Source organism: Nostoc sp. ATCC 53789, from assembly GCF_009873495.1.
In the GTDB taxonomy this organism is placed as follows: Bacteria; Cyanobacteriota; Cyanobacteriia; order Cyanobacteriales; family Nostocaceae; genus Nostoc; species Nostoc muscorum_A.
Map to the genome: position 1 here is coordinate 6,302,589 of NZ_CP046703.1, position 23,701 is coordinate 6,326,289.

The following is a 23,701-nucleotide window of genomic DNA, read 5'->3' on the forward strand; positions in this document are numbered from 1 at the left end:
GGAATAAGGTTTTTAGCTGCTGACTTAACTCGAACTCAGGTTAATTTATGATTAAAATTCAGTAAGATAACTTTTTTTAATTAGTATAAAAAAAGTTATCTTACTTTGTTGCTACGCCAATAATATGAGGACTGACAATCGGCAATTGTGCATCAAATCGCTCATAATTAACCCTAGAAAAACCAGCATTTTCTAAAGCAATTAAAGTTTCTCTATCTGGATGACAACCATCACCTATCACTTTCCAAATCGGACGAATTGCGCTTTGTACTTGTCGCAATACAGTTCCTTTAGGTGCAGCAACGTGTTCAATAAATAAGAAGCGTCCACCTGGTTTGAGTACTCTTAAAATTGCCTGTAATGTATAATCTATATTCGGCACCGAACACAAAACTAAGGTACTAACAACAGTATCTATGCTGTTATCTTCAGCATCTAACCATTCAGCATTACCAATTCTAAGGTCGATGTTTAAGCCTAGTTTTTTAGCTTGTTTTTGAAGATAGGAGTGCATGTGAGGGTTTGGCTCGATTCCTATCCAGTGGATATCTTTAGGGTAGTAGGGTAGGTTAGGGCCTGTTCCTGGGCCGATTTCTAACACTTTACCTTGGAGATTTGCAAAAAGAGAACGTTTGCGCTCGCCGACGATATTATCATACGTGCTGCTACTTTGAGCCATCATCCAGGCAAAGAAACGTTTACCAAAGTTGGCATAAATCTGGTTTGGTGAATCTCCAATAATTGGGTTTACAGTCATCATCTACTTCCTAAAATTTGAGGCTATAAATTATTGCAACAAGCAACTATTTATAGTCTTAAGGTACGATAATCTATGTTTCTTGTACCTCACCCATGTGATTCACCTGATTGGGTGATTTTGATTAATATACATACGTAGCGACTTCCCGTAACCTACCACAGAAATAGAAAAAGTGCAGAAGCAGAAGTAGAATTTGCCTATATATAGCAATCCTAAACGAATGAGCCGTCAAAACGTCCAATTATTCTCTCTGCGTTCTCTGCGCCTCTGCGGTTAATTTCTTTTTATAAATAATTTATAAATACAAAAATAGCAAAAAGCGTTCCAAATTGCGGAACGCTATCTTTTAGTAAATTCTGTTAAGGTAATATGAATTAAATGCTAGTTGATAAAATTAGGCATGAAGATTTGCTTGTTCCTGTAACCAAGGATCTACAGGTTGTCCATCTTTGCGGCGTAATTCGATTTCCACTACCATCACTTCTTTTGAACCTGGAGGTGCGGGTTTTTTATGGAAAAGAATGTCATAATCTTCTGGATTATGTTTGCGTTCTTTCAACCATTCTTGTACCTTGGTTGTGGCAAAAAATGATTGCCCTTGCTCAAACATTCGCGTAATCTGCAATTGCAGTGTATAAGGATTTAGCCTACCCATTTTCTACCGCCTTTGTTAAGTAAATTTGAGAACAAGTAATCTCTTTATCTTAGATAATCTAATGTTAGTGCGAAGTACGCACATCTGACACTTCACCTATAGGTGCAAATTCCAGTTTCAACACCCTAGCATCTGTAGCAACATCCGAAGGTATTTCGGTATATGGTCTAAGAAAGCCTTGATACTCCTGCAATCTGTCTTCCATAGGTTAATAAATTATTATTTGTGTTGCTTTAGTTTTCGTCGTCTTGGGCAGTAGTTTGACCTTAGTAATGTTATAATAGTACTTCACAAAAAATAATGTTAAAAACTTGACTGCACCCCAGCACTAAAGTTTTATGTACACGAAGAGACGAGGGAATAGATTAGTTAAGGATTATTCACAATTTCCCAGTATCTCTACAACATTTCACTACTTAATTCTGTTATAGATTGGAAAGAGGCACGCCGCTTCAAAAACTGACCAACAGACTGAAAATGGTTGTTATGAAGAGCAAAAATCAAGCTGTTTTCGCTTTAATTGTAAAAAGTACTATTGTTTTTTTACCCTTACTATTATCCGTTGGAATTGCCAATGGGCAATCTGCACCATCACCTTCGCCAGCACTAACCCAGACTTCGGTATTGTCGAATCAGGAACGGGAAGAATTAACACGACTACGAGCAGAAAAGCGAATTCAACAGCAAGTCCAATCTGATTTTAATAGCGCTTTTAGTCGTACAACTATTTTACTCAATGTCTGGCTAGTTATATTAAGCCTATTTCCAGTCGCAATCATTGCTTTATTTTGGCTACTGCGACGGGTGGTAATCCGTGAAATTGTTGATAGAGCGATGCAACAATTACAGGGAATGGAAAAATTACAAAATCAGCTATCCACTGTTAAGCAAGAGGCTGAAAATGTTATTCAAGATGCTAAAAAAATAAATTATGAGCTAGAACAAGAAACGGTTAGTTTACAACAAAAAATTAAAAGAGAGCAAGAAAATTTATCTACCCTGACATCGGAACTAGATTTAGCTAAATCACAGGTATTAAGTAGATTAGAAACTCAACTCAAAAAATCTCAAGAAAATATAGAAAATTTAGAGTCTAATTTTGCTTCTGTTTTATCTAAATTAGAGGTTGATGCTCAACAACAAAAAGATGTAGCGCTGGAAAATCTAGGAAATTTAGCATCCGTTCTGTCACAAGAATTGTCTAATTTAAAGTTAGGTGTACAACAACAGCAACTAGCATTGGCTGATTTAGAAGGCTCAAAGTCTGAGTTCATAAGTCAACTTTCCGGATGGGAGTCTGATGCTCAAAACCAAAAAAATATAGTTTTTGAAAGTTTGGCTAAATTGCAATCAGAATTTGCCGATCAATTATCAGAATTACAGGTAGATGCTCACCACAGAAAAGAGATTGCATTTGAGAGTTTAGGAAAATTAGATAATGAGTTGAAATCTCAGTTATCAGAACTACAGGCGGATGCTCAGGAGCAAAAAAATAAAATTGTTGAAAGTTTATCAGCATTGCAGTTAGAGTTTGCTGAACAACTATCTGAATTACAATTAGATGCTCAAAAGCGCAAAGAGTTAATTATTGAGAATTTAGAAAAAGCTGGTTCTGAATTTAGTTCACAATTTTCAGAATTACAATGGAATGCTCAACAACAAAAAATTCTCATTTTGGAGAAGTTAGAAAGATTAGAAACTGAGTTTGTCTCTCAACTCTCTGACTTACAATTGGATGCCGAAGAAAGAAAGGATCTTATTCTTCAAGAACTAACTGAAATTACACCTGAATCTATCTTAGAGGCGGTGAATCATGAAGTTAAGGAAGAAAAAGAAATAGAGGAACAGCCACAACAACCAGAATTGACTGCTGAAGAGTATGTAAAAGAGGGAGATGAGCTGTTTTCTAAAAGGCGCTATGAAGATGCGATCGCAGCTTACAACCAAGCGGTTAAAATTCAACCTGATGAACCTGTGGCTTGGTTAAAACGAGGTCTAACTCTCGGAAGGCTGAAACGCTATAAAGATGCGATCGCATCCTACGATCGAGCTATCCAGATTCAACCAGATTACCATCAAGCTTGGTGCGATCGCGGCGTTGCTTTTGGGAAATTACAACAGCATCAGCAAGCCTTTGCTTCATTTGAGAAAGCTACACAAATCAAGCCTGATGATGCAGTCGCTTGGTTAAATTGCGGTCTTTCTCTCGTAGCATTGGAAAAATACGAAGAGGCAATAGTGTCTTTTGATAAAGCGCTGGAATTCCAACCTAATTCTCCCAAAATCTGGGATAAACGCGGTTATACCTTGGTAAGATTGGGACGCGATGATGAAGCGATCGCTAGTTTTAACAAAACTTTAGAAATTAAGCCAGATTATGCCAGTGCCTATTACAACAAAGCAGCCTGTTACGCACTGCAAAGACAAGTTGAACTATCTCTGGAAACTCTGAAACAAGCAATTGAACTTGATCCCAGGTATAAAGAAGACGCAGCAACTGACCTAGATTTTGATGATATTGCCGATGATGAGCGCTTTAAGCAGTTAGTTGCAGAGTGAAAAGTTATTCGTCATTTGTCATTTGTCATTAATACTTCCCCTGCTCCCCCTGCTCCCCCTGCTCCCCTACTCCCCCATCTGGCGGATTTGGTTCGCTAGACATCGCTTTGAGTTTGGATGTAAAAGAATCAGAGCGATCGCTTTTTTCTGGGGTAAATTGCCCAATCGGGGCATGAATAGCAGCAGGCGGCAGCAGTTTTGGCTGTCGTTGAGGGTAGCTTGGTGATGGGGGAGGTGGTGAACTTTCTTGTAAAGTTTGCCTTTGGCTAACAGCAGAGGATAGCTGAAGGGTTGCCGAAGAAGCAAATTTTCCCGAAAGGGGAGATTTGAGAACAGTTTTATTGTCCCTAGCTTCCTCCTTGACTTCTTCATCTAAAGATGTCTTTTGTTCGTAACTCTTCAGTTGTAGAGTTGCAGTATTGCTTTTTTGATAGCCATTACGAATCTTCGCAGGTGGTAGTTGAGGACTCGTGACTCTCTCTACAATGGGGTTTTTCTTGGCTAGCGGTAGGCTGGGAGCAGGCGATGAGGTTAAGCTTTGGGGAAATTTGCTACAAATCATGCGTTCAAATTCCATATTGAAATGATATGTAGCCTGATCCCGGCGCTGCCAAAATACTAAAATTTGCTGCACCGAAACTGCTTTATAACGGCCTTGATATAGTGCCTCAATTACTGCCAGGTGTAGCCAATTCAGTGGGTATTGCGTTTGCCAACGTTCAACTAGCTCATTGGCACTATAGCCACTGAGATCAAAACTATAATTAATTAATAAAGCGATCGCCAAGTTGGCAGAAGTATCTGGAAGTGTTGTTAACATGGGGCTATTAGCTTTCGGCAATAGGTCTTAAGATTCTTCACCCATCGCATATTAGCCTAGCGTGCTTTTAACTACATGGTTTTTTTCCAAGAGTACAAAGCAGATAAGCAGTGTTTCCTATTCTACTTGTCAACTTCTAGAATGCAACCCTACATAGAATGATTTAATCGCAGATGTTCGCCCAATGGCAACTAATGCCTGATAAACCATTGCTGCAACTTCGGCACGTGTTGCTAGACGTAAAGGTGCAAGTAGTTGGGGATCTGGGTAATTAACGATGATTTTTTGTTGTGTAGCAGTGGCTACGGCTTTTCGGGCGTAGTCGGGAATGGTATGCCGATCGCTATATACTTCTAAAATATCGCTATCAACAGCTGCTAGTCCCAGTCCGTTTACTAGAGAGACAATCACCTGTAGGCGTTGGACGTGTTGATCGGGGCGAAAAGTGCGATCGCTAAATCCGCCAACAAAGCCACCACTAGCCGCCACTTGGATAGCGCTATAAGCCCAAAAATCCTTGGGTACATCCGTAAAATTAGGTGCTGAGATTTTGGGAAACGGGTTAAAGGCGATCGCTACCAGAGATGCATACTGGGCGCGAGTCATGGGTTTATCTGGCTGGTAGCTACCATCGGCAAAACGATGAGTTAAATCCATGCTTACTAATGCTTGGATAAATGGTTCTGCCCAATGTGCATCTAGTTGAACAGGCGCGGGGAGTTTTTGAGATGGTGTCGGAGCCTCAGATATATTTGTGCTAACCGCTACTAGATTGGCTGGGATCAATTCTGCCAATCCCTTGATTAGAGAAGGATTCAAATCATTACCTACGGAAATTAGCTTTTGTTTAGTAGCATTATACAAATCAAATTCACTATTATCACGAAAAATATTATCAGCAGAATCTTGGATATTGCCTAAATCAGGAATTGCATTGCCATTGACTAACAGACCACCTTGGGTATTTTTAGTAATGAGATTTTGACGCAGCACAGGTTGGGCGTTCCGAGAAAGTGCGATCGCGGTACGATTTTCTGATAACTTGTTATTTGCGATCATCGGAGTAGCAAAGTCACTAATTGCTATACCTAAAGGGTTTCTTTCAAATAAATTCCGCAGTACTTTTCCCTGGCTATGACCTGCTATCACCAACCCGCTAGCAGTATTTTGCACAAATATGTTATCTAAAATTTGGGGTTTGGCAGTGCCAGTGGTAAACACACCTTCTCGCCCACAGTCCCTCAAAGTATTATTCGCTAAAGTAGGTGCAGCCGATTCAATCCAAATACCAGTACCTTTTGCTGAGGGATTAGTGACAGTTACACCTAAAAGACTGGCATCATCTAGCAAGAGCAGCGTAATATTTTGTATCCCAAAGCTAGGACTTTCATACTCGCCACTCCCGGAAATTACAATCCCTGCACCTTTGTTTGCTTCGTTGCCCATCACTGTTGTCTCTTCACGGATAATCAGTGGGAACACCTCACCATTAGCAGTGCTGTAAGTCCCCGGCTCAAGATGAATTATCGTCGGGATTTTGGTTATTTTTAAGGCACGGGTGAGGCTTTTAAACGGACTCAACCGTGAACCAGTATTGGTATCATTCCCTGTCATAGGGTTGATATAGAGTGTGACGACGAGGGTAGAGTTCACCATTGATAGTTGAGAGTCAATTGTTTTAATTATGACAATCATAAATAACACTACTTGTAGCAAACTTTTTCAAAGTAGTATGACTGTGTATAGAAAATGTATCCACGTTACTTTTTCTTGCAAGCAGATAATCTGTACACACAAGTTATAGACTCTTATGCAACATTCCGAGTTCTCATCTCGGTCTTTGGTATTCCCAGGAGGTTAGGGACTTCCAAAAAATAGATTATCCAAAATTATTTGTATCTTTGTAGGGGCCAAGACCTTGCGCCCCCACCCAAACGCAGGGATGGGATGTTTTTCTACTGGAAGTGCCTTAAAAGACCACGGTTATCACCCTGAACATCTGAGAGAGGAGTTAGAGAAGGTTTATCCCCAAAAATCAGCATTGAATGTTCGGCATAACCATTATTGGCACTACTAACTCTATAACTGCGTCAAGCGTCTTGCAGCTAAATTACTGTATCAGTTTTCCTGGTGTAGCAATTTAACATTTATATGGAATGAAATTTAAGCAATTAGTAACCAGCCAGAAGTAATGACAACTCAGTTTTGGGAAAAAAGCATAGAAATTAATGCAACTCTAACCAACTTACTATTAAACCCTGTGCGTAGATGCTTACTTTTATGCCGCAGCAAGTTACGTAAAGCGCCTGATAGAGTTGCGGCTAGTCGCCAGACATCGCCTTTCATTCATCAAGGTTGGTGGCTTTTCAGGAAGCGTCTGCTGGCATTATTATTTTTGATATCATTCGTTGCTGTATTCCTACTCAACAGCTTTGCCCCTGCTATTGCCCAACTGCCTCCTCAACCTCGTCAAGAAATTCGGGGGGTGTGGCTCAGTGGTAACGATTTTAGCGTTTTTCGAAATCGCTCCAAGGTGCAAGCAGCCATGAGCCAATTGCGGAAGTTAAACTTTAACACTGTTTATCCAGTGGTGTGGAACGATGGCTATACACATTACCCCAGTGCCATCATGCAAAAAATGGGTATTCCCTTTTTCTTCAAGGGAACAGATGGACAAGATGTGATTGCAGACATTATCAGCCAAGCCCGCAGAGAAGGACTACTAGCAATACCTTGGTTTGAATTTGGTTTCATGGTTCCCTTAACTTCAGAACTTGCATCCCAGCATCCAGATTGGCTGACACAAAAGCAGGATGGGACTCAAACTTCAATTAGTGCTGCGGGTGAAGTAGCGTGGTTGAATCCCTTTCACCCCGAAGTGCAAAAGTTGCTCACTGAACTCGTGATGGAAGTCATTACTCAATACGATGCTGATGGCGTTCAATTTGACGACCATACGAGTTTGCCTGTGGATTTTGGTTACGATAAATACACAATTAGTCTATATACTCAAGAAACTGGTAATCCTCCTCCACCTAATCCCCAAGCCCAAGCATGGAAAAGATGGCGGGCAGATAAAATCACTGCATTCATGGTAAACCTCTACCAAACCGTGAAAGCTCAAAAACCGAACGCTATCTTCTCAGTTTCTCCTGTTGATTCGGAATACGCTTATAAAGTGCAACTACAAGACTGGCTCAACTGGGTACGGTTGGGTATTGTTGATGAGTTAGTTATGCAGGTGTACCGTAATGATTTGGCAAGTTTTATCGGTCAAATTACCCGCCCAGACATTTTAGAAACCCAAAAAATTATCCCAACAGGTATCGGTATTTTAGCGGGGTTACGAAATCGCCAAGTTTCCATGTCACAAATCCAGCCCCAAGTAGAAGCAGCGCAACAACGGGGTTTAGGTATCGGGTTTTTCTACTACGAAAGCCTTTGGGATATTGCGCCTGAACCAGCAGCGCAACGCCAGTCAGCATTTGCGGCTCTTTTCCCAAATCCAGCGTTACGCGATATCTCGCAAAATATACCCCGCCAGCCAACTTTTGATACCATATCCTTACCTTTATACACAAAACCTTCCTTGGGTCAACGTGTTCGCGGCTATTTTCTAGAAATGGCGATCGCAAATGGTCAACCAAGACGTATCTTATTAGATACAGGGTCAGCAGGGCTGCGAGTTCCCAAAGAGTTTTTAGGTAATGCTCCTATCCGCAGAACGGGACAAAATATCAAGGAGGTATTAAGTGATGGGACTATCATTGAGGGAGAATTAGTTTATGCTAACATCCGATTTGGTTTGCTCCCCGCCGCAGAACCCATTCCGGTACAGATTGTTACCAGTCGCCAATGTACTGCCCAAAAGCCTAATTGTTCAGCAAAGAATGGTGTGCCATTTTCCGGTATTATCGGTGTCAACTATTTTGAAAAGTCACTTCTCTATAATCCGTTGAGAAAATTACCAGGCAATTTGAGTAACGGATTTATTGTTACGGGAAATGGTGGTAATAAAAATAATGGCAGCCTAATTCTCGGTTTAACTGCTGAGAATCAAGCAGGTTTCAAAATGGCTCCTTGGAATAAACAAAGCGAAATTAATGGTGTACCCGGTAACAGATGGGACTCTCAAGTGAACAAAGTTTGTTTAACTATTGCTGGGAGTTCTGCTAAAAATCTTTGTAACGGCACAATGATTACTGATACTGGAACTATTAATGGTTTGACTGAATTCAAGTCAGCTTCTACAGCAGGTAAGCTCAAACCAGGAGTATTACGTTCAGCGAATGCTGTAAAAGTAGCAATTAATGGCATTTTTGATTACAGCTTGACACCAGGAACCCGCGACGGATTTAATCGCTGGAATTTAAGTATTTCGCCACAATCAGAACTTCCTACATTTGTAAATACTGGCATCGCCTTTTTTGATAAATACGATGTCCTTTTTGACCAAGTTAATGGAAGACAGGGTTTTCGCAATCGTCGGTAAGATGAAAGTAAAAATTTGTTCCCTCACCTAATGTTCAAAACTAGTAGTCTATCGCATTAATTTTGCTAGGTTTGTAGTAAGCACTTTAGTGCTTGAATATTTGAGGACTAAAGTCCTCACTACAAACCTATTTACCCCTCACTGAACCAGCAAAACTGACTTCACGGGACGCTTGATAGAATTTCCCTCCAAATCAACCTTCCCATAAAAGGTTTTGCCTTTGTAATAAAGCGAAGACGAACTCCCTCCATCCAAATTCATCGCTTTATCAGCACCAAGAGTTTTCATAAAATTAGCTAGTGCTGGCAAGGATATCCCACTAGCACGAACCGAGGGTTTTTGAGCCACCATAACTAAAACAACACTGCCATCACGAGTAATACCAACGGCAGTTCTGGCGTTGGGTTGGTTGCTGCCAAGTGCATCTCGTTTATTGGCATTATCTACAAAACCTTCTTTTTCTAAAGTGATTTCTGGTAATAGGCTTGGCCCTGCACCTATGGCATCTACTAACTGACAATCGGCTGGCTGTGACGCACTGTGCAACGCAATATCATAGCGAATATTCTGTCCACATGAGTAGCGGCGAAATTCTGTGCGATTGAAAATTTGACCTAGATAAGATTGTAAGTTCGGATTGTTCACCAGGCGATCGTTTTCCTTGGGGTCAGCCACCACTTTTCCCTGTATGACAACATAAGATGTAGTTTTTTGGTTGGCTGGGTCAAAAAAGCCTGCGTTCAAGATAGCTACAGCTCGATGCTTTTGGGCAAATTCCTCTACTGTGGCTACCTTTTGTGATAGTGCAGGAGTTACCAAAAATTTGCTATTAGCTGGAATCAACAAAATGTGAGCGATGCCTTGGGGCAAAGTGCGCTCGAAGTAGCGGATAGTTTTTGGTGGTGAAGATGCAACAGTTGATATTGAAGGTGTTGAGGAATGCAAATTAAACCACAAAACCATTGCCAAGCTAATTAATCCCAAAGTCAGTATTTTAATTTTTCTCACATTTAAATTCACTTGCGGTTAGCTCAAAAAAGTTAATTTAGTTGAAATACTTTAAGCTGAAAAATAAGTGATTAACTTGAATTAGATAATGAATCAGTTAGCCATCTTTTATAACTGATTCCAATTCTGGAGATAGCAAAGATGTGTCTCTAAATGTTGAGGCAGGCAAGTACACTGTAAATTGAGTTCCTCTACCTATCTGACTGTAAACATTAACAAAACCACCGTGATTCTTAATGATACCCAACGCCGTTGAAAGTCCTAAACCTGTACCTTTGCCTATCTCTTTGGTGGTAAAAAACGGTTCAAAAATCCGTTGCTGGACTTCCAACGACATCCCCATTCCAGTATCAGTCACCACGATCGCAACATAAGAACCCACTTTAGCATCAATATTGATCTGGGCAGAATGTTCACCAATCACCAGATTTTCTGCTGCAATCCTCAATCTACCGCCATTGGGCATAGCATCGCGGGCATTAACTACTAAATTTATCAGCACCTGATGTATTTGAGTTATGTCTCCACGAACGTACCACAGGTTTTTAGGGATATCTGCCTGACAGATAATCGATTTGGGGAATGTTTGAGCGATAATTTGCTCAATTTCTGCCATCAAAGGCTGAATTTGCACAATTGTTCGTTTGCCTTCAATACCTCGTGCAAAAGACAATACTTGCTTGAGCAAATTAGCGCCGCGTTTCACATTATTTTCTAAAGTTTGCAGTATTTGCTGACTCTGCGAATCGGGCAATTTCTTCTGCAACAGTTGAACTGACATTAAAATTGGGGATAGTATATTGTTGAGATCGTGGACAATACCGCCAGCTAACGTACCAATACTCTCCAAACGTTGCGATCGCAGAAGTTGAGCTTCCAGTTGTTTTTGCTGCGTAATCTCGGTGTTCACACTCAAAATGGACTTAGTTTGTCCATGATCATCTCGGATCAGTATCCACCGACTTTCAACGATAATTACTTTACCTTCCTTTGTCAGTTGATGCAACTCACCGCGCCACTCACCTGTATTCATCACCTTCAAGTAAGCATCTTCTAGCTGTAGTGAAATATCTTTATACAAAAGTTGCAAAACATTCTTACCCACAACTTCCTCAGCCTTCCAGCCGTAAAGACGTTCAGCACCTTGATTCCAAAACAATATTTGGTTGTGGATATTTCGTACCAAAATCCCCTCAGTTGATACATCCAGCAGCAATCCTTGTTCACGGATTTTCTGTTCTGCCTGTTTTTGCTGGGTTATATCTCGCATCAGCGCCAAATGAATGAATGTACCATCAGATTCGTTACGCAGTGGTACAGCATAAGTTTCCATGTAGCGACGAGTACCTTTAAATCCGACAATTTCAAACTCCAAAGTCCCCTTGTTACCTTGGCAGATACTTTTATGCAAGTCGGCAAAAGCTGCTCTATACTCTGGCACAATTACAGCATCAATTGGTTTGCCAATCAATACATCAGGACTTTCTACTTCCATCATTGCCAACCCTTCGGCATTAATTTCTAAAAGGGTGCCATCCCTAGCAATCAACTTAATACATTCTGGTTCTGCATCTATCACTGCTCGTAAACGGTTTTCGCTTTGGCGTAGGGCCAGTTCCGTCTGCTGAAGTTGCCTGATATAACGCCATAACAAATCATACAGCAGCGCCACCAGAACCAAATCCACAATCGCAGCGATAAAAAATGTGACTATCGCCTTTTGGGAACTTGCTTGCGACTGCTGCATTCCCTGCTGTAATAATTTTTGCTCTACCTCTAAAGAGTCGTAAATCAGCTGTTGAATTTCTTTGCTGCTTTGGTTATCTTTATCAGATAATATTCGCTGCCGAACTGCTTCAAATCCTTGGTTTTGTCTGAGATAAATCTCTTGTTGCAGAATGTTGAGCCTACTGGTAATTTTCGGCTCCAACAAAGAAATCCACTGCTGCTTTTGATGGTTGTCGGCAGTTAATTTCCTAAGAATCTGAATATTGTGATTAGTTTGTTGATAAGCTGCAACATAAGTTTTTAGATCATCTGCATCTGCTGTAATTAGATAATTACGTTGTGCAGTTTCAGTATCTTTGAGTAGAGATTGGATACTTTCAACTTGGGTAATAACTTCATAAGAGGATATCACCCATTGCTGGTTGTGAATCAGCTTAACAGTATTGTTATAAGAGACTACAGCATTGGTAAATACAACTGACAATGCTAAGACGAATATTGCTTTTAGCTTTTGAACTCTATACCATTTTTTGATCATGCGATGCCCTTTCTGCCGCAGATGCCCTCCATCAGTTAAAATTAAACATTAAAAACAAATACATGAGAATATTTTAGGATTTTAATAACACAGGTAAGAAATTACAATCTGTTATAGTCGTAAATCTCTGGATTTTTTGGGATGATGATTTATACATAATACTCAGAAATAAATCCGCTAGTTTTTAATATAAATTCATTTTGAGCAGTAATGTTACCAATGCAGTTTGGATCGGATAAGTTGCCTAGCCATAATATTTGTAGAGATGTTGCGATGCAAAGTCTCTATTCTATGTTTGGCATTTTAATTAACCCCCAATAATCCCTAGGTAGGGGGCAATTCATCTAGACGCAAAGCGGCTTCCCGCATGGTATTGCCCTTAGCTATGTAAAGACTTACGCAAAAATAGCCCAAACCTTGATTTTCCGTAGGGGCAATTCATGAATTACCCCTACTGTGCGTAGTTTTGCATAATTCCTATCATTGAAAACAGCTAAAGTTATTCTGCAATATGCTTGACATGATTCAATCAACATGTTAATAATTATAGTTTGTGGAAACTTTACTTCTTAATATAAGCTCTTGGCTAACGTCATTGTCATAGGTGCCCAATGGGGCGATGAAGGAAAAGGTAAAATAACTGACTTACTCAGTCGTTCCGCAGATGTTGTGGTACGTTACCAAGGGGGTGTCAATGCTGGACACACGATTGTAGTTAAAGGTCAGACCTTTAAACTACACTTGATTCCCTCTGGTATTTTGTATCCAAATACCGATTGCATTATCGGCTGTGGAACAGTAATCGATCCACAGATTTTGATTGCAGAACTCGACCAACTAAAAGAACTAAATATTTCCACTGACCACCTGCTGATATCTGAGACAGCCCACGTAACGATGCCTTATCATCGGTTGATTGACCAGGCATCTGAAGAACGACGGGGAAGCCATAAGATCGGCACAACAGGTCGGGGCATTGGGCCGACTTATGCTGATAAATCTGAACGTACAGGCATCCGAGTTTTAGACTTGATGAACCCGGATGAGCTACGTGAGCAGTTAGAGTGGACGATTAATTATAAAAACGTCATTTTAGAAAAGCTTTACAACTTGCCGCCTCTAGATCCACAAGAGGTTATTGAGCAGTATTTAGGGTATGCAGAACGTTTGCGCCCTTACGTTATTGATACATCGTTAAAGATATACGATGCGATTCAGCGACGGCGCAATATTTTGTTTGAAGGCGCACAAGGTACGCTCCTTGACTTAGATCATGGAACTTATCCTTATGTCACCTCTTCTAATCCTGTTGCTGGGGGGGCTTGCGTTGGTACAGGGGTAGGGCCGACAATGATTGACCGGGTAATTGGCGTGTCGAAAGCCTACACAACGCGGGTGGGAGAGGGGCCATTTCCCACGGAATTGGATGGAGAGTTAGGAGAATTGTTGTGCGATCGCGGTGCAGAATTTGGCACAACCACCGGACGCAAACGGCGCTGTGGCTGGTTTGATGCGGTCATTGGTCGCTATGCCGTGCGGATTAACGGCATGGATTGTATGGCGCTCACGAAACTGGATGTCCTCGATGAATTAGAGGAAATTCAAGTTTGTGTAGCTTATGACATCGATGGTCAACGTAGCGAACACTTCCCCACCAGTTCTCGTCAATTTGCTAGATGTCGCCCCATCTACAAAACCTTACCAGGGTGGAAAGTGTCAACAACCGAATGCCGCACCCTGGAAGACTTGCCACAGCAAGCACTGGACTATCTAAAATTCCTCGCTGAATTAATGGAAGTCCCGATCGCGATCGTCTCACTAGGAGCAAGCCGCGATCAAACAATAATCGTAGAAGACCCCATCCACGGGCCCAAACGCGCTTTATTGCAGGCTGACGGCACACCTGCTACCTTGCTAAGTGCGTAAATTAGTCATTGGTCATTAGTCATTGGTCATTAGCAAATGACAACTGACAAATGACAAATGACAAATGACAACTGACAACTGACAAAGGACAACTTCTATGGCTATTACAGTCGAATCTCTAAAACGTCCAGAAGGCAGCAAGCCAAGAGCTTTGCGCCGTTCTGGATTGATACCTGCCAATTTGTATGGTCATAAGGGTACAGAGTCCATTTCTTTGACCATTGAGGCTAAAACTGTTGAACGTTTGCTCAAAAGAGTTTCAGTCAACAATACCTTAATTGAATTAAACATTGCTGATGCACCCTGGCGCGGCAAAGCTTTACTGCGGGAACTTCAGATCCATCCAGCAAAAGGTACACCCTACCACCTCAGCTTTTTCGCGGTTGCTGGTCACGGCGACACGACTGTAGAAGTACGGCTGCGTTTTGTGGGGACTTCTGTTGGTGTTAAACAAGAGGGTGGTGTGTTAGACACCGTAATCACCGAATTGCAAGTAAGTTGTGCGCCAGAAAATATCCCAGATGTAATTGAAATCGATGTCACTAACCTGCAAATTGGAGACAGTTTGAGTATTAGTGATATACCTTTTCCTGAAGGTGTAACACCTCTAGCTGAATCGGAGCGACTTGTTGTGAGCGTTTTGCCACCACAAATTAGTGCTGAAGATGCTGGAACAGAAACTGAAACAGCTTCTTAAGCTAAGTAAACTGTGTAATAATTTCTGATGATGCCAGGGGGAAAACTCCTGGTTTTTTTGTATTTGAACCGCAGAGGCGCAGAGAGCGCAGAGGAATAGAAATGACAGAAGCGACTCTTCCAGTCTTAATTCAGCAAATGTTGCAGCCTGGATTTTATCCCCATGCGGTAACAGAACCCATTGAACTAATTCAAACTCACGTTTCTTATGTGCTGCTGACTGGGGATTACGCTTATAAGCTGAAAAAACCTGTGAATTTTGGCTTTTTGGACTTTTCCACCTTAGAGAAGCGGCAGCATTTTTGTCAGGAAGAGTTGCGGTTAAATCAGAGGGGTGCTGGTGAACTATATTTAGAAGTTTTGCCTATAACTTTGGTAGGGGAGCAATACCAGTTAGGGGGAACTGCCGAGGCTGTAGAATACGTGCTGAAAATGCGGCAGTTTCCTCAAGAGTCGCTATTGAGTTCGCTTTTTGAACAGGGTAAGTTAGATGAGACACGCCTAGATGAGTTGGGACGGGTAGTAGCTCAATATCATGCCGAAGCACAGACGAATGATTACATTCGCAGTTTTGGTGAAGTGCCAAAAGTCCGCGCTGCCTTTGATGAGAATTATCAGCAAACTGAGAATTATATTGGTGGCCCCCAGACTCAGAAACAATTTACAGAAACAAAGCAATATACAGATAAGTTTTTTGCAGAACGTTCAGAATTATTTGCTAGCAGAATTCACAACAATTATATTCGTGAATGCCACGGGGATTTACACCTGAGAAATATTGCCCTGTGGAACGACAAAATCTTGCTGTTTGATTGTATTGAGTTTAACGAGCCGTTTCGCTTTGTCGATGTAATGTATGATGTGGCGTTCACGGTGATGGATTTGGAAGCGCGGCAACGCAAAGACTTAGGTAATGCGTTTTTGAATGCCTACATAGAGCAAACTGGAGACTGGGAAGGTTTACAAGTGCTGCCTTTATATTTAAGTCGTCAGGCTTATGTCAGGGCTAAGGTGACATCATTTTTGCTAGACGATCCAGGTGTACCTGCGGCGGTAAAGGAAGAGGCGACAAAAACCGCCAGTGAGTATTACAAACAGGCTTGGGAGTACACTAAACCAAAGGTTGGAGAGCTAATTTTGATGTCGGGGTTGTCGGGTTCTGGTAAAAGTACCACAGCAAGACATTTAGCTCGTCAACAGGGAGCGATTCACCTGCGTTCTGATGCGGTGCGGAAACATTTAGGCGGAATTTCCCTGTGGGAAAAAGGTGGCGATGATTTGTATACACCTGAGATGACTGAGAAAACCTACACAAGGCTGCTGGAATTGGGCATTATTCTGGCTAAACAAGGTTTTTCAGTGATTTTGGATGCCAAGTATGATAAACAGCATTTGCGGCAAGAAGCGATCGCTAAAGCTACAAAGTACGAAATTCCTCTTCAGATTATCCAATGCACAGCACCGCTAGAAGTTCTCAAAGAGCGGCTGAACAATCGCACTGGTGATATTGCTGATGCTACCGCCGATTTATTAGCCTCACAAATCAAACAAGCTGAACCTTTCACTGAAGAAGAACAAGTCTACGTAAAGATTTTGGATACAACTCAATCACAAGGGGCACAATTAAAATAATTCGTAATTCGTAATGGGCATACGCCCGGCTTTTCTACGAGACGCTACGCGGAACGCTAACGTAATTCGTAATGACGCTCTCTACGTTCGCGCAGCGTGTCGTAGACAGACGCTATGTTTAGCTTGCTTCCTCATAGAGGTCGCGGACTTGCTAGCGCTATGCTAACGTAATTCGTAATTGAATCGAAAATTACGAACTACGAATTGGTATCTAGTTGATAGCCTTTTTTTTACTATATGGCAGACAAAAAGAACGACTTTTTGAGTATTTCTCCCAGCTTCTTTTCTCAGTTGTTATTTGGGGCATTTTTAACATTTATATTAATAATGACCGGCTCCGCACCAGCCCTAAGCATCTTCTTAGGAATCATGGGCGGTTTCATCTTAAGCTGGATCACGAATGTAACTGATAATAGCCCCCAAGCACCAAATGTAGCCTCCTCTGATGGTGTTGATACAGGACTAAAATACTGGTTATTTTTCATGCTTGGCTTTGTATATTTGGGGTATCCAGCACCCACGAGTATCTTGCTGGGTGGAATAGGCGCTTTAGCTGGAGGCTGGATTACTGCTTGGTGGGGAAGTAAGGAAGAAACTAGAACTCAGTTGCAAGTTGAAGAATTAGAAGAGGGCGAAGTTGAACCAACAAACGAAAGAATCAACAAACGGCAAACAAGAAGAAATACCCGCCGTTACCGTCGCGCTCCTGGAAGTAGTATCAATTTCAAGTTTTGGGAAAGGTAGTAATTTGGGAATTGGGAATTGGGAATTGGGAATTTGGAAGAGGACTTGGGGACAAGGAGAATTGGGGACAAGGGGAAAGACTTGTTTCAAGTTCTCCCTCTTGTCCCCTTGTCCCCCTGCTCCCCATTCCCCATTCCCCATTCCCCACTATGTTTTTATATCTTTCCAAATTACTGCCACTATTTTTTTATCCACTAGGATTAGCCTGTGTAAGTTTGGTAGTCGCATTAGTCACCTTGTGGAAACGACCGCGCACCGCCGCGATCGCAATTGCTTTTGCCCTAACTTTGTTACTATTTTGTAGTAACGCTTGGATTGCTAAATCATTAGTGCGATCGCTAGAATGGCAAAATCTGCCACTCGCCCAAATACCAGTTGCAGAAGCGATTGTGGTTTTGGGTGGCGCAACTAAATCAGCTTTTCCTCCAAGACCTACCGTTGATTTGAGTGAATCGGGCGATCGCGTGATTTATGCCGCACAACTATATCGCCAAAAAAGAGCGCCTATAATCATTCTTAGCGGGGGCCGCATTGATTGGCGTGGTGGCGGTTCACCAGAGTCGGCAGATATGGCAACAATACTTACATCTATTGGTATTCCATCGGAAGCGATTATTCAGGAACCTGAATCTCTCAATACTTATCAAAATGCTGTAAATGTCCGAAAAATTTTAGAATCTCGTGGGATCAAGCAAGTATTATTAGTTACTTCGGCAATGCACATGCCGCGATCGCTTAACATTTTTCAGCGTCAAGGAATTAATGTTATTCCTGCACCCACAGACTTTTTAGTTAGTCAGGGTGAAATGCAAGAACTTGGTGGCACTCCCAAAGCCGCTATACTAAATTTATTACCTGATACTGACAACTTGCACCAATTTACCAGCGCTTTAAAAGAGTATATTGGTTCTTTAATTTATCGCTTACGCGGTTGGCTTTAATAATGTTATGAATTAGGAATTATGAGTTATGAGTTATTAATTATAAAATGCGGTAATTGCCTGAATTCCAAAGTTTTAACTTCAAACTCTTAATGACAAATGATAAATGACTAACTAAATTAACTTTATGTCTAAAAACTTACCTTATATTATGCCATCGCCTCAACCCCAAGTTGAGGAAGCTTTTGCTGCTTACCAAACAACTCACCAGTTCTACCATGAAGTTCACTCAAGGTCAGAGTTTCAGCGTTATTGTGAGTGGTATTATACAACAGCAGAGCAGAACCGCCAAGAGCTAAATAGAATGCGCGGCGAACTGAATATTTTTCAGTGGTTTCGCCGCCGATAAGTGATTTAGATGACTTCTAACTCATTTTCACGTAAATGGGCTTTAAACTTTTTACTAAACTGGACTACAATCGGCAAATTAGCGCTTACGGGTCTGTCTCGCCATTGGGTGGCAATATTGACTACTTCGCCTTCTGTGCCTTTGATGTCAAAAGCCTGATTCCGATGTTCAGGATGATGATACACTACTACCGAATCTTTAACGCGGACGCGATCGCCAACTTTCATAACAACATTTACACCTAGCATTTGCTTTTCCACAAGTATCTGCTACAAAATATATGATTAAATCGGTTAAAATTCTATTTAATCAGCTATTTCTTGACGCTTCACAGGGGTGCGACGGCGCATTGAACCCTCTGCGTCCAGGCACGTCTTAGCAATCCGTGCATAGTTTTCTAACTTTTTTGCCGCGTTAATAAATATTGCCTTCAACCTCTGTTTTGCCCCAAAAACGGGCAAACAAAAGAAAATAAAGCAATACTTCAGATGTGCTTAGTACTTTGGCAAGAGATATAACCCTTTTATTTTCAGGGTAACTGAAAGTTTTCGGGGCATTCTAAAACCCTTCATTTATATAAGGGGTTTTAACATCTGGTCAGGAGAATATTTTACACAATTCCTGGAACAACATGATTAGCGATTCTGCCAAGGAGAGGCTAGGCCAACGCCCCAACCAATCCCAAAAATCCCGAAAAATTCCCTTGAAATTAGTGCTAATTATCCCATTTGTCTTACAAATTGTCGGCGCAGCGGGGCTAGTGGGCTATCTGTCCTACTGAAGCGGGTAATGTCTTAGAAATCTCAGAAACACTCCGATCTGAATCAAACAAGTATCGATTGTACTCATTAATTATTCTAGAGTAACTTGAAGCCAAGATGATTGAGAACTTCCCGCAAGCGATCGCGTCCTCTCAATGACTCAACAGTTGCGATCCTTTGGGCTGAATGTTCTGACCAATCACCAGGGACATTCATCTTTTGTTCAGTATAGAATTCTTTGATGATCTCGTTGTAGTGAGCGATCGCTTCTTCTTGCTCTGACAATTTATAAGTTTCGCGGTGCAACACGGCTGATTGTGGCAATCTTGGCTTAATCGCTGCTTCTACTTCAGGATTTGGATAGCCTACACACAGCCCAAATACAGCATAAACAGAGGAGGGCAAATTCAATATCTCTGCTACCTCTTGCGGGCGGTTCCTGATTCCGCCGATATACACTGTTCCTAAACCGAGTGACTCAGCTGCAACTGCTGCATTCTGCGCCGCCAAAGCTGTATCAACTGTTGCCATCACAAACATTTCCAAGTATTCCAGCGCATCATGAGATATGCCGCGACTGTCAGCAACGTAACTCAGACGCGCCAAGTCTGCTAACCAAACCAAGAATAAAGGAACCTGCTTAATATGTGCTTGGTTTCCCGCTAATTTAGATAACTCTTCTTTACGTTCTGGATCTTCAACTGCTACCACACTCCAGGTTTGTAAATTAGAGGAAGTAGATGCAGATTGGGCGGCTGCAATTAACAACTCCAGAGTTCCTGCTGGTAAAGGATCGGATAGATAAGACCGGATGGAACGATGAGATAATAGTGCCGTCAGAGAATCATTCCATTCAATTTCGGGATTGAAGGGAATTTCACCGTAGCGCGATCGCAGTAGTTCTATAGGATTAGTCATAATCAACTCCCAAATTTTCCGATATTTTATTACTAACACCAATTCCATCTGTAGAGGCATACATCTAGACATGGCTATGCCTCTACAGCAAATTCATGATTCTGGTCTAAATCTTTGGTGAGAATGCAGCATATTGCTCTTGCGTTAGCACTCCATCTTTGACATTAACCTGTTTAGGAATCAGCTTCAACTGATAATATGTATCTGCAACCTTTTGTTGTAAAGCTATCAGATTATCATCAATTGGCACAATTCCAAAAGTTCGCCTATTAGTAGCTTTTCTCATTGTTGCTATGTCAATTGCTAGCACAGATGATAGAGTTTGTGCTACCTCTTCTCGATGCTGTTTAGACCATTCTTCTAGGCTTTGAATTTCTTCTAAAACTGCCTTGACAGTTTGGGGATTTTCAGTGACAAATTTACGGGTTCCCAAATAATATCCTCCCTGTTTATTAATTCCTGTCCCATCAATCAGAACTCTGGCTTTAGTTGCCTCTTGAGCGGCTGCATAGAAAGGGTCCCAAATTACCCACGCATCTACACTACCCTTGACAAATGCAGCGCGGGCATCAGCCGGCGGCAAATATTTAGGCTCAATGTCTGTATATTTTAATCCTGCTTTTTCTAAAGCTTGGACTAACAATAAATGGGCACTAGAACCCTTTTGAAAAGCAACTTTTTTACCTTTCAACTCAGTAAGTTTTTGAATTGAGGAATTCTGGGGAACAAGAATTGCTGAACCAGCAGGACTAGAAGCAATACCAGCGACGTAAGTTAATGATGCTCCTGCTGCTTGGGCAAATATTGGCGGCGATTCTCCTACGTGTCCGAAGTCAATACTACCCACATTCATGGCTTCTAGCAATTGTGGCCCCGCCGGAAATTCGATCCATTCTACAGATATTCCATCTGGTGACAAACGCTTTTCTAAGACACCTTTGTTTCTCAGCAATATATTCGATTTTTGATAGCCAAATCTTAATACTGTGGCTTTACTGGAAGCAGAATTACTAACAGATGTCGCACTAGGATTAGAAGAACTAACAGTCGATGGCGATGAACAGGCAGCAAATAGCACGCTCAGACACAGCCCTGTAACAAAAGCCCCCGTAATTGGCAAAGGAGAAGAAAAGAATAATTTGTGCTGGTTGTTAAATGGGATATTCCTGATTTTTACCAACGATATCCACTTGGCAATGAAACGGCGAAAGATTAGGTTAATCATCAAAATGATTTCTCTGAGCTATATTAATACTACAAACTTATAGGTTTACCGGAGTATATAAATAAATTCAGGTAAACTTGACCAACCTTTGGTCGAGGGAACAGGCATTGTGTTGGACGATGTTTTAAATCCCCATCCAACACCTGCCCTATTGCCTATTCCCTGTTGCCTTTAATAAAAAGAATGGAAAGTGGAAAAACTAATACTTCCTTACTTATTATCCTAGTATCAAAAAATATATTACTAATTCAGCAAATCAGGTTCTTCACGTACAATTCTGTCGTAAAGGGGCTGGAAACTGAACCAACCACTTATACGTGACCCCACTTGAGTTTGTGTCAAACGGGCTGTTTCGTGTTTGATAATAGTGGGTCTACCCGCAGCTTCTGCCAGCAATTGGGCTTGGCACGATCGCTCTAAACTAATGTACCAAAAGGCTGCTTCATCTACCGTCTGTCCCACAGTTAAAATGCTGTGGTTACGGAGAATTATGGCTTTCTTTGGCCCCAAGGCTTGCGCCAGTCGTTGACCTTCAGAAGTTTCTAAAACCACACCAGTGAAATCGTCAAACAGCGCATGATCTTCGTAAAAAGCACATGAATCTTGTGTCAAGGGGTCAAGGAGACGACCTAAACTAGACCAGGCTTTACCATAAAGTGAATGAGCGTGAGCCGCCGCGATGACATCAGGTCGAGCTTCATGAATCTGAGAATGGATGGCGAAAGCAGCTCGATTCACTTCAGCATCGCCTTTAACCACCTCACCTTCTCTGTTAACTAATATCAGGTCAGAAACTCGGATATGACCGAAGTATGTTCCTAGTGGATTAACCCAGAAATGATCTGTAAACTCAGGATCGCGAGCCGTAATATGGCCTGCGATTCCTTCGCTGAAACCAAATTTACCAAATAGGCGAAAGGCTGCGGCTAGGCGTTGCTTGCGGTGCAGGCGTTCGTCTTCAACTCGCTCGAATACAGGGACTTGTGGTCTACTATACCTAGACATGTTCTTTTTCCTCTTCCTCTTTGCAGGGAGCGTTGGAATATCCAGAGCGAAAGAATTTGACGCTATGAGATTCTGGAATGAACTGGTGACGCAAGATACAACCAGTATCATTACCCAAAATATGAATAGATACAGATGCGCTCTGGGATGTAGTTTTGACGGCGTGGATATCACCGTCTGGGGGGAGAAGGCGGTAGATATCGCCTGGTTGAAGGCTACGCACTTCAGTTATTTGTAATTGTGCATGTCCTTCAGTATCGCCGTTATCTACACGGCGGTAGACTGTTTCTTCTTGATTGCCTTTGTATAAACCAATCAATCCCCAGGCTAAATGATCGTGGACGGGAGTCGTAGACCCTGGGGGAATCACTAAACTGAAGACTGACAAAGAACGATCTTTGGCGCGATAAAGTAGCCACTGACCTATACCACCACCCATCTTGCTTTCGGGATTAATTTGGGCAAACTTTTCAGATAGCCATTCCTGTTGGGCAAGCAGTTTTTGAAAATAGGGTTCTAATCTAGCGAGAGTTTGTGTGTGATCGCCAGCAGTGATAGCGCTAATTTCTAGCACTGTTGCTACAAAGGATCGTAGTTCCTGACTCTCAATAAACCATTGGTCTTCTGGCAATGGTTCTAAGATAGTGTGGTTCGTCATCTATAAACTCCTCACTTAGGGAGGCGACTAAGATTAACTAATTCGTAATTCGTAGTTAAGAATTCAATTACGAGTAATTTTAATACTAGGGTGAATTTTGAAGCCAAGTTGCTCCAGTTTTAAATTAGATAAAGACTCCTTCAGAATGATAGTAAAGGGATATCGCTGGAATACGGTAGCTTTACCTTGTGACAATAGCAGCCTAGCATGGCTTATGCGTACTGGATACAATGGTTCTTGGTTGGCATTGAGAATGAATACTTTAGTCATGCAATTTTGAAATAAT

Annotated in this window: 22 protein-coding genes; 8 read left to right on the forward strand and 14 right to left on the reverse strand. The window is 41.6% G+C overall.

Annotation, left to right across the window (positions count from 1 at the left end):
- Positions 1-100: 100 nt before the first annotated feature.
- From GJB62_RS26055 to GJB62_RS26065, 3 genes are all read right to left on the reverse strand, one after another.
- On the reverse strand, positions 101-760 hold the full coding sequence (locus GJB62_RS26055) for a class I SAM-dependent methyltransferase (protein WP_114084851.1): 660 nt from the start codon (positions 758-760) through the stop codon (positions 101-103).
- A 394-nt stretch (positions 761-1,154) separates the two neighbouring features.
- A complete protein-coding gene (locus GJB62_RS26060; RefSeq protein WP_012407382.1) occupies positions 1,155-1,415 on the reverse strand; it encodes a hypothetical protein in 261 nt (86 codons plus the stop codon).
- Between the two features lie 64 nt (positions 1,416-1,479).
- Complete coding sequence (locus GJB62_RS26065) at positions 1,480-1,620, reverse strand: hypothetical protein (RefSeq protein WP_159402581.1); 141 nt, start codon at positions 1,618-1,620, stop codon at positions 1,480-1,482.
- Positions 1,621-1,901: 281 nt separating this feature from the next.
- Here GJB62_RS26065 and GJB62_RS26070 point away from each other — a divergent pair, with 281 nt between their 5' ends.
- Entirely contained in the window at positions 1,902-3,974 is a 2,073-nt protein-coding gene (locus GJB62_RS26070) for a tetratricopeptide repeat protein (protein WP_114084931.1), read from the forward strand.
- Positions 3,975-4,002: 28 nt separating this feature from the next.
- On the opposite strand, the gene GJB62_RS26075 is transcribed toward GJB62_RS26070, so the two are convergent.
- Together GJB62_RS26075 and GJB62_RS26080 are read right to left on the reverse strand one after the other, a co-directional pair.
- A complete protein-coding gene (locus GJB62_RS26075; RefSeq protein WP_114084850.1) occupies positions 4,003-4,794 on the reverse strand; it encodes a hypothetical protein in 792 nt (263 codons plus the stop codon).
- A 129-nt stretch (positions 4,795-4,923) separates the two neighbouring features.
- The gene (locus GJB62_RS26080; protein ID WP_114084930.1) at positions 4,924-6,450 is read right to left on the reverse strand and encodes a DUF1565 domain-containing protein; all 1,527 of its coding nucleotides are present in this window, start codon (positions 6,448-6,450) and stop codon (positions 4,924-4,926) included.
- Positions 6,451-6,985: 535 nt separating this feature from the next.
- Here GJB62_RS26080 and GJB62_RS26085 point away from each other — a divergent pair.
- Complete coding sequence (locus GJB62_RS26085; protein ID WP_245246013.1) at positions 6,986-9,286, forward strand: glycoside hydrolase family 10 protein; 2,301 nt, start codon at positions 6,986-6,988, stop codon at positions 9,284-9,286.
- Between the two features lie 138 nt (positions 9,287-9,424).
- Here GJB62_RS26085 and GJB62_RS26090 read toward each other — a convergent pair whose 3' ends face one another.
- Both GJB62_RS26090 and GJB62_RS26095 read right to left on the reverse strand, forming a co-directional pair.
- Positions 9,425-10,294 carry a phosphodiester glycosidase family protein gene (locus tag GJB62_RS26090; RefSeq protein ID WP_114084928.1) on the reverse strand — a complete coding sequence of 290 codons (870 nt, stop codon included), beginning with the start codon at positions 10,292-10,294 and terminating at the stop codon, positions 9,425-9,427.
- Positions 10,295-10,391: 97 nt separating this feature from the next.
- Positions 10,392-12,560, reverse strand: coding sequence for a PAS domain S-box protein (locus tag GJB62_RS26095; protein ID WP_114084849.1), 2,169 nt, complete (start codon positions 12,558-12,560; stop codon positions 10,392-10,394).
- A 582-nt stretch (positions 12,561-13,142) separates the two neighbouring features.
- Here GJB62_RS26095 and GJB62_RS26100 point away from each other — a divergent pair.
- From GJB62_RS26100 to GJB62_RS26125, 6 genes are all read left to right on the forward strand, one after another.
- Complete coding sequence (locus GJB62_RS26100) at positions 13,143-14,486, forward strand: adenylosuccinate synthase (protein ID WP_114084848.1); 1,344 nt, start codon at positions 13,143-13,145, stop codon at positions 14,484-14,486.
- Positions 14,487-14,583: 97 nt separating this feature from the next.
- Entirely contained in the window at positions 14,584-15,183 is a 600-nt protein-coding gene (locus GJB62_RS26105) for a 50S ribosomal protein L25/general stress protein Ctc (protein ID WP_114084847.1), read from the forward strand.
- 101 nt (positions 15,184-15,284) lie between these two features.
- Positions 15,285-16,814, forward strand: coding sequence for an AAA family ATPase (locus tag GJB62_RS26110; protein WP_114084846.1), 1,530 nt, complete (start codon positions 15,285-15,287; stop codon positions 16,812-16,814).
- A gap of 237 nt (positions 16,815-17,051) precedes the next feature.
- Positions 17,052-17,558, forward strand: coding sequence for a hypothetical protein (locus tag GJB62_RS26115; RefSeq protein WP_114084845.1), 507 nt, complete (start codon positions 17,052-17,054; stop codon positions 17,556-17,558).
- A 149-nt stretch (positions 17,559-17,707) separates the two neighbouring features.
- Complete coding sequence (locus tag GJB62_RS26120; RefSeq protein WP_114084843.1) at positions 17,708-18,499, forward strand: YdcF family protein; 792 nt, start codon at positions 17,708-17,710, stop codon at positions 18,497-18,499.
- A gap of 127 nt (positions 18,500-18,626) precedes the next feature.
- On the forward strand, positions 18,627-18,848 hold the full coding sequence (locus GJB62_RS26125) for a hypothetical protein (RefSeq protein WP_114084842.1): 222 nt from the start codon (positions 18,627-18,629) through the stop codon (positions 18,846-18,848).
- A gap of 5 nt (positions 18,849-18,853) precedes the next feature.
- On the opposite strand, the gene GJB62_RS26130 is transcribed toward GJB62_RS26125, so the two are convergent.
- The 7 genes from GJB62_RS26130 to GJB62_RS26155 form a co-directional block, all read right to left on the reverse strand.
- Entirely contained in the window at positions 18,854-19,075 is a 222-nt protein-coding gene (locus tag GJB62_RS26130) for a ferredoxin-thioredoxin reductase variable chain (RefSeq protein WP_179075401.1), read from the reverse strand.
- A gap of 78 nt (positions 19,076-19,153) precedes the next feature.
- A complete protein-coding gene (locus tag GJB62_RS38080) occupies positions 19,154-19,282 on the reverse strand; it encodes a hypothetical protein (protein WP_280884917.1) in 129 nt (42 codons plus the stop codon).
- Positions 19,283-19,705: 423 nt separating this feature from the next.
- Complete coding sequence (locus GJB62_RS26135; protein WP_114084926.1) at positions 19,706-20,527, reverse strand: NADPH-dependent oxidoreductase; 822 nt, start codon at positions 20,525-20,527, stop codon at positions 19,706-19,708.
- A 106-nt stretch (positions 20,528-20,633) separates the two neighbouring features.
- Positions 20,634-21,752, reverse strand: a complete 1,119-nt coding sequence (locus tag GJB62_RS26140) for a sulfonate ABC transporter substrate-binding protein (protein WP_114084841.1) — start codon at positions 21,750-21,752, stop codon at positions 20,634-20,636.
- 243 nt (positions 21,753-21,995) lie between these two features.
- Complete coding sequence (locus GJB62_RS26145) at positions 21,996-22,757, reverse strand: class II aldolase/adducin family protein (protein ID WP_174710837.1); 762 nt, start codon at positions 22,755-22,757, stop codon at positions 21,996-21,998.
- Positions 22,750-23,415 carry a cysteine dioxygenase family protein gene (locus GJB62_RS26150; RefSeq protein ID WP_114084840.1) on the reverse strand — a complete coding sequence of 222 codons (666 nt, stop codon included), beginning with the start codon at positions 23,413-23,415 and terminating at the stop codon, positions 22,750-22,752. Before GJB62_RS26150 ends, GJB62_RS26145 begins: the two co-directional genes overlap by 8 nt.
- A 63-nt stretch (positions 23,416-23,478) precedes the next feature.
- A complete protein-coding gene (locus GJB62_RS26155; protein WP_114084839.1) occupies positions 23,479-23,685 on the reverse strand; it encodes an RRXRR domain-containing protein in 207 nt (68 codons plus the stop codon).
- Positions 23,686-23,701: the final 16 nt, after the last annotated feature.